General features: G+C 61.7%; 10 protein-coding genes and 1 pseudogene. 6 read left to right on the top strand and 5 right to left on the bottom strand.

The genetic code is table 11. From position 1 onward, the window contains the following. Nucleotides 1-156 precede the first annotated feature (156 nt). The 3 genes from DFP89_RS18895 (at nt 157) to DFP89_RS18885 (ending at nt 3,962) form a co-directional block, all read left to right on the top strand. Complete coding sequence (locus DFP89_RS18895) at nt 157-2,832, top strand: molybdopterin-dependent oxidoreductase (RefSeq protein WP_114350880.1); 2,676 nt, start codon at nt 157-159, stop codon at nt 2,830-2,832. Nucleotides 2,833-2,938: 106 nt separating this feature from the next. After that, entirely contained in the window at nt 2,939-3,367 is a 429-nt protein-coding gene (locus DFP89_RS18890) for a pseudoazurin (protein WP_114350879.1), read from the top strand. A gap of 85 nt (nt 3,368-3,452) precedes the next feature. Then, nucleotides 3,453-3,962 (top strand): DUF2478 domain-containing protein, encoded by a 510-nt coding sequence (locus tag DFP89_RS18885; protein WP_114350878.1) that lies wholly within the window; start codon nt 3,453-3,455, stop codon nt 3,960-3,962. 104 nt (nt 3,963-4,066) lie between these two features. Here the strand turns inward: DFP89_RS18885 and DFP89_RS18880 are convergent, their stop codons facing one another. After that, entirely contained in the window at nt 4,067-5,143 is a 1,077-nt protein-coding gene (locus tag DFP89_RS18880; RefSeq protein ID WP_114350877.1) for an ABC transporter substrate-binding protein, read from the bottom strand. Between the two features lie 185 nt (nt 5,144-5,328). On the opposite strand from DFP89_RS18880, the gene DFP89_RS18875 reads away from it, so the two are divergent. Next, entirely contained in the window at nt 5,329-6,033 is a 705-nt protein-coding gene (locus DFP89_RS18875) for a FadR/GntR family transcriptional regulator (RefSeq protein WP_114350876.1), read from the top strand. A gap of 85 nt (nt 6,034-6,118) precedes the next feature. Here the strand turns inward: DFP89_RS18875 and DFP89_RS18870 are convergent, their stop codons facing one another. Both DFP89_RS18870 and DFP89_RS18865 read right to left on the bottom strand, forming a co-directional pair. Further along, a complete protein-coding gene (locus DFP89_RS18870; protein WP_181870401.1) occupies nt 6,119-7,447 on the bottom strand; it encodes an MFS transporter in 1,329 nt (442 codons plus the stop codon). A gap of 130 nt (nt 7,448-7,577) precedes the next feature. Next, a complete protein-coding gene (locus DFP89_RS18865) occupies nt 7,578-8,810 on the bottom strand; it encodes an aminopeptidase P family protein (RefSeq protein ID WP_114350875.1) in 1,233 nt (410 codons plus the stop codon). Between the two features lie 106 nt (nt 8,811-8,916). On the opposite strand from DFP89_RS18865, the gene DFP89_RS18860 reads away from it, so the two are divergent. Then, on the top strand, nt 8,917-9,816 hold the full coding sequence (locus DFP89_RS18860) for a LysR family transcriptional regulator (RefSeq protein WP_114350874.1): 900 nt from the start codon (nt 8,917-8,919) through the stop codon (nt 9,814-9,816). On the opposite strand, the gene DFP89_RS18855 is transcribed toward DFP89_RS18860, so the two are convergent. Further along, a complete protein-coding gene (locus DFP89_RS18855) occupies nt 9,784-10,779 on the bottom strand; it encodes a bile acid:sodium symporter family protein (RefSeq protein ID WP_114350873.1) in 996 nt (331 codons plus the stop codon). The two genes, DFP89_RS18860 and DFP89_RS18855, sit on opposite strands and share 33 nt — an antisense overlap. A 245-nt stretch (nt 10,780-11,024) precedes the next feature. Beyond that, nucleotides 11,025-11,771, bottom strand: coding sequence for a LysR substrate-binding domain-containing protein (locus DFP89_RS18850; RefSeq protein WP_114350872.1), 747 nt, complete (start codon nt 11,769-11,771; stop codon nt 11,025-11,027). A gap of 54 nt (nt 11,772-11,825) precedes the next feature. Here DFP89_RS18850 and DFP89_RS18845 point away from each other — a divergent pair. After that, nucleotides 11,826-11,977 (top strand): annotated as a pseudogene (locus tag DFP89_RS18845) (IS256 family transposase); the annotation flags it as partial.

Below are 11,977 nucleotides of genomic sequence, written 5' to 3'. Positions count from 1 at the left end.
AGCTATCTGGCGAGCGCGCGCGCCATGGCGCTCAATCCCCGCCACTGGCCTGGTTTTGCGCCGCCCCGTGGCCGGTTTTGTCTCCGCCGTTGACATCTTCATCAGATATCAGGTCAATATGCGATATCGATAGAAGCAAGCGAGTCGGAGGTCGTTATGACTGTTTTCCAACCCACGCGACGGGCGTTCCTACAGGGTGGCGTTGCAGCGATTGGTGCGGTGGGCCTTTTCGGAACCAGAGCACTTGCCTCGATCGACCCAAACTCGTTCCCGGACCGAATTTTCCACGCCACCCATTACGGCCCATTCAATGCCGTTGTGAAGGACGGCAAGCTCATCGGGGTGAACGCCATTCCCGAGTTGGACGGACAGCCCAACGAGATGCTTCTTTTCGGTGTGGCGGATCGTACCTATGACGCCTCACGCATCGAATATCCGATGGTCCGCAAATCCTATCTGGACAACTGGCAGACAGGTGACATCAAACCCCAATTGCGCGGCAAGGAACCTTATGTCCGCGTGGACTGGGACACCGCTTACAGCCTGATGGCCAAGGCACTACTGGACACCGCGTCCGAATACGGCAACCAGGCGATTTTCAGCTCCTCTTATGGCGGCTGGGCCAATGCCGGCAACTTCCGCCCTAACGTGATGCAGGGGCGGTTCCTCAACCTGATTGGGGGCTGCACGATCACTCAGGGCGACTGGTCGGCCGGCGCCTCGCAGATCTGCCTGCCGCGCGTGATCGGCGACATGGAGGTCTACTCCGCACAGACTGCTTGGGAGGTGATCCGAGACAATACCGAGGTCTTCGTACTGGTCGGCTGCGACCCGATCAAGAACAACCGTATCGAATACACCGTGGCCGACCACCAGATCTATGCACCCTGGGGCGAGATCCGCGACAACGGCTGCCGTTTCATCTCGATCAACCCGCAGCGTACGGCGTCGGACGACTATCTGGACGCCGAATGGATCAGCATCGTGCCCAATACCGATGTCGCCCTGTTCAGCGCCATGGCGTTCCACGTCTTGGAAAAGGGCCTGGAAGACAAAGAATATATGAACAAATATACGGTTGGGGCCGACAAGTGGATCGCCTATATCAAAGGCAATACCGACGGCGTGCCGAAGACGCCGGAATGGGCTGCCGCCATTACCGAGATCGACGCGAGCAAGATCCGCGAACTGGCCGAGCTGCTGGCCGTATCAAAAACCCAGATCGCCGGTGCCTGGTCGCTGCAACGCGCTCAGCATGGCGAAATGACCCATTGGGCCATCGTGAACTTTGCCGCGCTGACCGGCAAGATCGGCAAGCCTGGCCAAGGCGTAGGGTTTTCCTGGCATTACGGGGGCGGCGGGATGCCGCAATCGGGCAAGTCCACCCCCACCGGCTTGTCGCAGGGCCGCAACTGGGTCAAGAACATCTGCCCGGCCAGCCGCATCACCGAGATGCTGGAACACCCGGGCGAGAAATTTACCTACAACGGCAACGAAGGCACCTATCCAGACATCAAGATCGTCTTCAACGCCGGCAACAACTTCATGAGCCACCAGCAGGACACCAATCGGCTGATCCGTGCCCTTACTAAGGTCGAGCACGTCTTTAGCATCGACGTATGGTGGACCGCTGCGACCCGTTGGGCCGATATTGTGCTGCCGGCAGCCTCGACGCTGGAACGCGACGACATCAGCGTCGGCGGCACCTATTCCAACGACAAGATCTTTGCCATGAAGCAGGTGATCGAGCCGGTGGGAGAAAGCCGCTCGGACTATCACATCTTCGAAGGTCTGGCCGACAAGATGGGCATCTGGCAGCAGTTCACCGACGGGCTGGAGCTGATCGACCATATTCAGGCCGCCTATGAGAGGTCGGCCGCTGCCAAGGACACGCCGTTCGACGAGTTCTGGACCAAGGGCTATGCACGCCAACCCGCCCCTGTCGAGGCCCGGCGCTGGACCCGCCACGGCGATTTCTACAAAGATCCGGCCGCCAATCCTCTGCATACCGCATCCGGCAAGATTGAAATGTATTGCGAGGAAATCGCCGGCTTCAACCTGGACGACTGCCCCGGCTATCCGATCTGGATGGAAAAGCACGAGTATCTGGGCAATGCCGAGGAGGATCAGGTCCACGTCGTCAGTCCGCATCCGTGGTATCGGCTGCACAGCCAGATGGACCAGTCTGCCCGCCTGCGCGATCTCTACAAGATCCAGGGACGCGAGCCGGTGCGGATCAACCGCCAGGATGCCGAAAAGCGCGGAATCGCCGATGGTGATCTGGTCGAGATGTTCAACGACCGCGGCAGCATCATCGTGGGTGCGGTCCTGTCCGACGACATCCGGCCGGGCGTGGTATCGGTCTATGAAGGCTGCTGGCCTTCGCTGGACAGCAAGGGGCGATGCAACTCCGGCCTGGTGAACTTCCTGACCTCGACACAGAGGTCTTCGGGCTTGTCGCAGGCAACGACTGCAAACACCGTTCTGTGCCGGATGCGCAAGTGCGAGGACGCCGAAGGGCCGAACCGCGCCTATGAAAAGCCAGAGATCATCGAGGATTACGAGGTCGCTGCCATCGACGAGGAAGTTCTTGGTCTTGACCGTGTCGCAACGATCATGGAAGCGCTGCTCGCAGACGCGACCGAGGGTGAAAAAATCTTCTATGAGCGCTGCACGGTATGCCATGGACCCCGTGAAGTGTCCCACTTTACCCAGAACCAATGGAAGGGGATCACCCCATCCATGTTCCCTCGCGCTGGTCTGGACGAGAACGAGGCGGCGCTGGTAACGCAATTCCTGATGGAAAACGCTTCGGACGCGCCGAAGAAATGATTGCGAGCTGGCAGCATGACATGCCACCGGCCCACCGCGAAAGAAGCCGCGATCCTGTGGCACTAATCTTGCTTTCCGGTCGGGGAATCACATGAAAGGACAAGTCATGAAATATGCACTGCTTTCCGCCGCGCTGCTGTCGCTGGTATCGCTTCCGGCCTTTTCCGAGACCTATGAAGTCAAGATGTTGAACAAGGGCGAGGCCGGCGCGATGGTTTTTGAGCCCCACTTCATCGCGGCGAAAACCGGCGATACCGTCAAGTTCATCGCGGTCGACAAGGGGCACAATGCTGAAACCATCAAAGGCATGGTTCCCGAAGGGCAGGAGCCGTTCGAGGGCAAGCTGAACGAGGAGATCGACGTCCAACTGACCGCGCCCGGCATGATCGGCGTGAAATGCAAGCCGCATCTGGGCATGGGCATGGTGATGGTGATTCAGGTCGATGGCGCCGAGGCGCCCGCCGATTTCCTTGAAGCCAAGATGCCCGGAAAGGCCAAGAAGACCTTCGAGAAGATCCTGAGTGAAGTGCATTGAGCGATATTTCCAATCTTGGCACGGTCGGCAAAGCCGACCGGATGGCCTTGGCATCTCTCTAGGGCACAAAGGAGAGGAAACCTCCATGCAGTTTGCATATGTGAGCCTACCCGGGCGCGGTGCCAATGATCGATTTCTGGCAGTGATCGCCGCGCGCCTGCGGGCGCAAGGCTTGCGTCTTGCCGGCACGGTACAGACCAATATCGAGCGCAGCGACCGGGTGCGATGCGACATGGACGTGTTGGTCCTGCCCGACGGGCCGGTCCTGCGCATCAGCGAAGATCGCGGCAATCTGGCGCGCGGCTGCCGACTGGATGCCGATGCACTGGAACGGGCCGTTGTCGGAACCGCGGCGGCCCTGCCGCACGCCCAATTCATGATCGTCAACAAGTTTGGCAAGCAGGAGGCCGACGGCCGCGGACTCGCACCTCTTATCGCCGAGGCGCTGTCGCGAGGTATCCCGGTTCTGCTTGGCGTCAACGGCCTTAATCTTGCCAGCTTCGAGACGTTTTCCTCGGGCATGGCGGTTCAACTGCAACCCGAGGAAGCGGCAGTTATGAACTGGTGCAAGATCGCAATCGCAGAATGCGTATAAGGGGGAAACGGGGGGCGCTGCATCCCCCTTCCAGGGATGTGCGAACGCACTGACCGGCTTCCCAGGGGGACCGGTCAGTTCTGGTTACGCCAGGACCGAAACGCTTAGCTGGCCGCAAGCCACGCACTGAAGCGTTCCGACAATTCGGCCTCATGATCCGCCCAGAACTCATAGGACGATCCCAGCGCATTCTTCATATTGTCGGGATTCGTTGGCATGTTCGGGGCCATTTCCGTCTTGCCGTCCTGATACAGCCCGACCAGAGGCGCCGAGGATTTGCGCGCCGGGCCATAGCTGATCCATTTGGCCTGATCGGCCAGCCGCTGCGTGCCGGTGGCAAAGGCGATGAATTTCAGCGCGGCATCCTTGTGCGGTGCGCCCTTGGGAATGGAGAACAGGTTGTACTCATAGACCTGACCGTCCCAGACGATCTCGAACGGCCGGCCCTCGGATACGGCGGCGTTGAAGATGCGGCCATTATAGGCGGTGGTCATCACCACCTCTCCGTCCGCCAGAAGCTGTGGAGCCTGTGCGCCCGACTCCCACCAGACCACGTCCCGCTTGATCGTATCCAGCTTGGCGAAGGCGCGGTCGAGCCCCTCTGGCGTGGCCAGCGCCTCATAGACCTGATCCGCCGGAACGCCGTCGCCCATCAACGCCATCTCCAATAACGCCTTGGGCGCCTTTTTCAGGCCGCGCTTGCCGGGAAACTTTTCCGCATCGAAGAAATCGGCGATGGTCTTGGGCGGGTTGTCGCCATAGCGGCTGCGGTCATAGGCGTAGATGGTCGAAAAGACGATCGAGCCCACCGCGCAATCGCTCAGCCCCTGCGGCAGGAAATCCTCGGTCGCGGGCGTGCCGTCGGGGGCGGCAGGCAGAATGGCCGGGTCGATCCGTTCCAGCAGCCCCTCATCGCACAGGCGAATGGCATCGGCATATTCGATATCCGCCACGTCGGTCGTGACATTGCCTGCCTCGACCTGCGCCTTGAGCGGAATGGCCGGGTTGTCGCTGTCAAGCGACAGGACGCCAATGCCGGTCTCCGCGGTAAAGGGCTTTTGATAGGCTTCCACCTGGCTTTGGCTGTAGGTGCCACCCCAGGACATCACCGTGATCTGTTCGGCCATTGCGGCGGTTGCTGTCATGGCCAGCGCAGTGCCAAGGATGAGAGTTCTTTTCATGATGATTTCCCGTGTTGGATGTGGTTATCATCCGCCCGACCAATGCCGGCGTGGCGAATTGTTCCTTTTTTCCGAGAAGAAAAGCCCGGATTGGGCACGGCGTCAAAGGAGCTTTGCTCAAGATGAAATGAGAGAAACTAATGTGATCAGAAATCGAGACGATCGCGTTTGGGCAAGGGAGCATCGTGGTGCATCAAGCTGATGTCGGTTCTGCGCTTCTTTGCCTGCTTGAGAACTTGCAGATCGGTGACCGCCTGCCGCCCGAGCGCGCATTGGCGCAGCACATCGGCTGTAGCAGGCAGACTTTGCGCGCAGGACTTGCGCGCTTGCAGCGCCAGGGGCTGATCTGGCGCCATGTCGGACAGGGCACCTTTGCCGGTCCCCCACCCCGCGCACTGTCGCTGCATTCTGCCACGCTTCCAGCCGAGGTATCGGCAGGTGATCTGCTGCGGGCGCGCGTTGTTCTGGAACCTGCCATAGCCAGGGAGGCAGTAACACGCCGCGATGAGGCGGATATCAGGGAGCTGCACCTGCTGGTTGACGGGGGGCGCCGCGCACAGCGATTTGCCGAATGCGAGCAAGCCGACAGCGCCTTTCACAATGCGATCGCACGGATGACACGCAGTCCAGCCATCGCGGGAACGATGGCGTGGCTGTCATCGGCCCGTCGCCATGCCGCATGGCAACGCGATTGGGAACGCAGCTATCGCGGATTGGCGCCAGAGACGTTTCAGACCAGCCACAGCGATCAGCATCAGCGGATCGTCGAGGCGATAGCCGCGGGGGATGGAGATGCCGCTTTTGATGCGATGCAGCTGCATCTGGAAGACATTGCCGCGGCCTTCCTGCCTGCGCGGGCCTGCAATCAACCGGGCGTCATCAACCGATAACGCCGGTTTCCGCGAATGCAAAAGCCGACCCCACGGGGGCCGGCTCTCGCCTGTCAACGATTGATCGTCGGACGCTTCGTCGCCGTCACTCCTCCAGCGGCTTGCCGGCGGTTTCGCGCGCGGCCAGCATGGCGACCAGCGCCACGACGGCGGCGGCGACCAGATACCAGGCCGGGGCGGTCTTGCTGCCGGTGGCGCCGATCAGCCAGGTGGCGACGAAGGGCGCCGTGCCGCCGAACAGCGCATTGGCGGTGTTGAAGCTGAAGGCAAAGCCGGAATAGCGCACCCGGGTCGGAAAGATTTCGGTCAGGAAGCAGGGCAGCGTGCCGTCGTTCACGGTCAGCAGCGCGCCGAAGATCACCTGGATCAGCACGATCATCGCGAAGCTGGCGCCGTCCAGCATTCCGAACAGCGGCACGGTCAGGACGATGAACAGCACCGAGGCCGCGATCAGCGCCGTCTTGCGGCCGAAACGATCCGACAGCATGCCCATCAGGAAGATCAGGAAGATATAGGCAAAAAGCGCGATGCTGTTGGCCAGGAACGAGGCGCTTTCCTCCATGCCCATTTCGGTAATCAGATAGGTCGGCATATAGCTGAGGATCAGATAGAAGCCGACGGCATTCAGGCAGGTGACGGCAAAGGCGCGGATGATCGGCTTGCGATAGGTGATGAACAGCTCGCGGGTTGGCGTCGCCTCGACATGGTGCCGGGCCTCGAGTTCGCGGAACTTCGGCGTGTCCTCGAGCCGCAGCCGGATATAGAGCCCGACCAGCCCCAGCGGAAAGGCCAGCAGGAACGGCAACCGCCAGCCCCAGCCCTGCAGCGCCTGGGTGTCCAGCGCCGCAAACAGCGCCGCCGACATCAGCGACCCGGCCAGCAGGCCGGCGGCGGTGCTGGCCGGAACCATGCTGGTGTAGAAACCGCGTTTCGCCGGCGGGGCATATTCGGCCAGGAAGGACGTCGCCCCGGCATATTCGCCCGAGGCGGAAAAGCCCTGCACCATGCGCACGACCAGCAGCAGCACCGGCGCCAGCATGCCGATCTGGTGATAGGACGGCAGCAGGGCGATGACGGTCGTGGCCCCGGACATGATGAGGATCGACCAGCTGAGCGCCGTCTTGCGACCGATGCGGTCGCCGATGCTGCCCCAGACGATGCCGCCGAGCGGGCGGATGACGAATGAGATCGCGAAGACCGCGAAGGTCGCCAGCAGCGCGGCCTGCGGCGCGATCTCGGGGAAGAAGACCGCGGCGATCACGGTGGCGAAATAGCCGTAGGAGGCATAGTCGAACCACTCGACGAAATTGCCGATGAAGCTTGCGGTCAGAACCTTGCGCAGGACGGCCGGGCTGGCCTGAGCGTCGGTTGTGCGGTCCGAGCCCGCCGCAGCGGGGATGGTCATGGTGGTCATGGTCTCCTCCCATGGGAACCGATGATGGGGACGATCATCGTCAGCGGCGCGACCCTCCCGGTCGGCCGGACAGGCTTTTTCGCCTGCAAAAGCGAAACCGGCGGGGTTTTCGCCCCGCCGGTGGTCTGGGTCAGGCCGCCTTGGCCTTGCCTTTGACGATCAGATGCTCGGGGCCATAGGGGAAGCCGGTGATATTGCGGTTGCCCTTGTCCTCGATCACGAGGATGTCGTGTTCGCGATAGCCGCCGGCGCCCGGCAGGCTTTCGGGGATGGTGATCATCGGCTCCATGCTGACGATCATGCCGGGCTCCAGCACGGTGTCGCAATCCTCGCGCAGCTCCAGCCCCGCTTCGCGGCCGTAATAGTGGCTGAGGACGCCGAAGCTGTGACCATAGCCGAAGCTGCGGTATTGCAGCAGGTTCTCGGCCGCATACATCTCGTTCAGTTCAGCCGCGATCTCGCTGCATTTGGCGCCGGGCACCAGCAGTTCCTTGCCGCGGTCATGGACCTTGCAGTTGAATTCCCACAGCCGGATGTGCTCGTCGCTGGCATGTTCGGCAAAGAGCGTGCGTTCCAGCGCGACGTAATAGCCCGCCACCATCGGGAAGCAGTTCAGCGACAGGATGTCGCCGGCTTCGATCTTGCGCGCGGTGACCGGGTTGTGGGCGCCATCGGTGTTGATGCCGGACTGGAACCAGGTCCAGGTGTCCATCAGCTCGCCCTCGGGCCAGGATTTCGCGATCTCGCGGACCATGGTGGCGGTCGAGTGCAGCGCGACCTCGTGTTCGGGCACGCCCACGGCGGTGGCCTCGACGCAGGCGGCGCCACCGACATCGGCGATGCGAGCCATTTCGGCGATATGGGCGATTTCCTCAGCCGATTTCACCATGCGCAGCCGCATGGCCGGGGCGGCGACGTCGACGAATTCGACGCCGGGGAATTCGGATTTCAACAGCGCCAGAGTGTCAAGATTGACGTGGTCATATTCGATGCCGATGCGTTTCGCGGCGCCGATGATCTGGCGGATGGCGTGGAAATAATTGTCCTTTTTCCAGTCGGTATAGGTCAGGTTCCGGCCACCAAAGGTGCGCCGCCAGGGCTGGCCACCGTCGATGCCGGCACTGATCGAGGTGGCGTGCTGGTGATCGACGAAAAAGCCATAGCGCCGCCCGAACTGGCAGAACATGAAATCGGCGTAATAGTTGATGTTGTGATAGCTGGTGAACAGCGCCGCGTCGATCTTGTTGGCGGCCATATATTTGCGGATGTCGTCCAGACGGCGCTGCATCTCGGCATCCGAGAAGGTGCCCTTGGCCTTGCGCCCGTTGCCGACATAGTCCTGCAGTCTTTCGCGTTCGGTCATCCCATTCCTCCTCGCACAAGATTTCCTGCGAAAATGCGTCCGATACTTGCAACGGTCAAAGGATCATTTATAAACCTGCATTTAGATTTTCTCATGAAAGACCTTCATGTCGCAACCGCCGCTCAATGCCTTGCGCGCATTCGAGGCCGTCGCGCGGACCGGCAGCTTTCAGGCCGCCGCCGAGGATCTGCACGTCACCCAGTCGGCGGTCAGCCACCAGATCAAGCATCTGGAACAATGGCTTGGAGCGCCCCTGTTCGATCGCAAGGGTCGGTCGCCAAAGTTGCTGCCGCGCGCCGTCGCTCTGGCGCGCGACCTGACCATGGCCTTTGACGGCATCGATGCGGCGTGCCGCCGGGCCCGCCCGGCCTCGTCAGAAGGGGCCCTGGTGGTCGCGGCCATTCCCTCGGTGGCAATTTGCTGGCTGATCCCGCGCCTGCCCGCTTTCCGGGCCCTGCATCCCGACATCCAGCTTCGCGTGATCTATGCCCATCATGGCCACGAGATCGACTTCACCTCGACGGATGTGGCCTTCACGTTCGCCGACGCACAGCCCGCCGGTGAAGGCATCCTGTCCCAACCCTTCCTGTCCGGGCGCAGCATGCCGGTAGCGAGCCGCGCCTTGGTCGGGGACGGCCCGACCGAGGCTTCGGCCGAGCGGCTGCTGGAACTGGGGCTTCTGCATGACACCGATCTTTCCGGTTGGAAGACCTGGTTTGCCCGCGCCGGTCTGTCGGCACCGACGCGCTTGCCGGGCAGCATCTTCGAGGATTTCAACCTGCTGCGCGCTGCGGCGCTGGCCGGGCAAGGCGTCGCACTGTGTTCGCTGGCGATGATCCAGCCCGATCTCGCCGCCGGGCACCTGGTTCAGCTGTCGGATATCTCGGTTCTGGATGAGTTCGATTATTACCTGACCCAGTCCAACCTGACGCCCCGCGACGCAGGCCGCCGCAAGGCCAGGCAGACCTTCCTGTCATGGATCGACGACGCGCGCACGCAGGCCTGAAGCGCCTAGGCCGTCGCTTGCATAGCGCCGCGCCAGCATTGCGCCCACCATGATCTGGATCTGGTTGTAAAGCATGATCGGCAGAACGATCATGCCAAAGCCGGCGGCGCCCGCGAACAGCACCTGCGCCAGCGGCAAGCCGGAAGCCAGGCTTTTCTTCGAGCCGCAGAAAACCGCCGTGATCTCGTCCGCGCGCGACAGGCCCAGCCTGCGCGCCCCGGTCATGGTAAAGCCGATCACCGCAAGAAGCAGCACCAGGCACAATGCCCCTGCCAACAGCAATCCGCTAATCGGCAGCACCTGCCAAAGCCCTGCCGTGGCGGACTGAGAGAACGCGGAATAGATGATCAGAACGATCACCCACTGGTCATAGTCCGACAACCATCGGCTGTTGCGCTGCAACGGTCCACCCAGCCAGCGATGGGCAAGCTGGCCCAGGCCGAGGGGCAGAAGAAGCTGCAGGCACACGTCCGCCAGAGTCTGGCAAAGATCCATCGTCTCGCTGGCCGCCGAACCGATCAACATGCTCATCAGCAGCGGCGTCAGCAAAAGCCCGAATACGTTCGATCCGGCGGAATTGCATACGGCGGCGGGCACGTTGCCCTTGGCCATGGCAGTATAGGCGATCGAGGATGACACGGCCGAGGGCAACACGCCCAGATAGACGAACCCGAGCGCCAGATCCGGAGGGAGGATCGAGGCGGGCAGCAATCTCAGCGGCAGAACCAGCAAAGGGAAGACCGCAAATGTTGTCGTCAGAATGAACAGATGCAACTTCCATCGCTTGAGCCCATCCAGGATAGTGCGCGGCGACAGTGCAGCGCCGTGCAAAAAGAAAAGCAGCGCCACGGCCGCCGTGCCGAGCGTCTCCACAAGGCCGGCAGTAGCTCCGGTAGCCGGCATGACGGTCGCCAGCGCGACTGCGCCGATCATCAGCAGCAAAAAGGGATCGGTTTTCTTCAAGGCTACGACCTTTCCTGTGCAATGCCGCTGTTGCGACGTCGGGCAAGGTTCTGAGGCTTCTTCACATTGGTCTGCAAATTGGTCTGCGTGGTCAGGCACGGCTGCCATCGCGCACTACGACCAGCATCGGAGGTCAAGTCTTCGCGTATGAACGGACAGCGATGAAGCTTTGCGCCGGAAATGCTGTATGGCTGCACGATCTCTAGCCGTGCCCTGTCCGGAGACAGGCGCGCTGGATGAAGCGCTCAGTCCAAAGGTTCCAACAGACGCGGACCTTTCGCAGCGAGACCGTTCCAGGCCGCTTCCGCATGTGAACTGCGAGAACCATTCAGCCGAGCGAGACTCAGCAAGAGTTCGGAGAAGCCGAATGTCTCGCTCCAGTCCTGCAAATCTCCTTTCTGAAGATGCGGCAGAGCCAGAGAGCGCGGAATCCAGGCAAGCGCGCTGCCAATCAGCGCGAATTGCAGCGCCGCCGGCGTAAGGGCGGTTTCCGCATGGGGCTTGAACATGTCGAGATCGAAACCCGGCCAGATTTCGTCCCGGACCACTTTGCCCAGGAACACATCGGTCGGATAAAGAATGACCGGCACTTCGTGCCTGACCAGCGCCGCTTCGAGACGCCTCGCTTCGCGGCTGGAAAAGACCGGGATCAACCGCTCGCGCCCCAGCACACAGGTCTCGATGAAATCCGGGTCGAAGATCAGTGGCTGGCGTTCGCTACTATAGGATAGCATGAAATCCGCCTGCCGCGTCAGCAGCAGTGCATAGCAATCCTCGCGGTTGGCCGAGCGCAGGCGAATGTCGACATGGGCGGGCTCGGTGATCGTCTGAACTAGCAACGGCGCGATGGCGGTCGTGATCGCGTGCTGGCTAGCAATCACGATGCGGGTCTGCTCTCCGTCACCGCGCACCAGATCGCTGCGCAGCCTGCGCAGACTTTCCGCAAGGCCGGAGTAACGCGCGAAAGTTGGTGATGCCCTGAGGGGCGGCATATCATGGCGGTGTTCAGACGCCGTCAATTCTCAGCCGAGAAAGGGATATGCCACATGTCGGAGACTACCATCAGCACGCTGCCCGATCCATCGGGGTTTTCGCCGGATCCACTGACGGACCTCATCCGGGAGGGTGCGCGCAAGCTGATCGAACAAGCGGTTGAGGCCGAGCTGGCAACGCTCCTCGCCGCGTTCGCTGAGGAAAG

It is taken from the genome of Paracoccus lutimaris (assembly GCF_003337565.1).
In the GTDB taxonomy this organism is placed as follows: Bacteria; Pseudomonadota; Alphaproteobacteria; order Rhodobacterales; family Rhodobacteraceae; genus Paracoccus; species Paracoccus lutimaris.
Note: the sequence above shows the minus strand (reverse complement) of the source record. Positions and strands in the feature narration are given on the sequence as shown.

What these genes read in the sequence shown, in the direction of transcription:
- DFP89_RS18860 (WP_114350874.1), top strand. Translation starts at nt 8,917, where the DNA reads ATGTCGCAACCGCCGCTCAATGCCTTGCGCGCATTCGAGGCCGTCGCG.
- DFP89_RS18890 (WP_114350879.1), top strand. Translation starts at nt 2,939, where the DNA reads ATGAAATATGCACTGCTTTCCGCCGCGCTGCTGTCGCTGGTATCGCTT.
- DFP89_RS18850 (WP_114350872.1), bottom strand. Translation starts at nt 11,771, where the DNA reads ATGCCGCCCCTCAGGGCATCACCAACTTTCGCGCGTTACTCCGGCCTT.
- DFP89_RS18895 (WP_114350880.1), top strand. Translation starts at nt 157, where the DNA reads ATGACTGTTTTCCAACCCACGCGACGGGCGTTCCTACAGGGTGGCGTT.
- DFP89_RS18885 (WP_114350878.1), top strand. Translation starts at nt 3,453, where the DNA reads ATGCAGTTTGCATATGTGAGCCTACCCGGGCGCGGTGCCAATGATCGA.
- DFP89_RS18880 (WP_114350877.1), bottom strand. Translation starts at nt 5,143, where the DNA reads ATGAAAAGAACTCTCATCCTTGGCACTGCGCTGGCCATGACAGCAACC.
- DFP89_RS18865 (WP_114350875.1), bottom strand. Translation starts at nt 8,810, where the DNA reads ATGACCGAACGCGAAAGACTGCAGGACTATGTCGGCAACGGGCGCAAG.
- DFP89_RS18870 (WP_181870401.1), bottom strand. Translation starts at nt 7,447, where the DNA reads ATGACCACCATGACCATCCCCGCTGCGGCGGGCTCGGACCGCACAACC.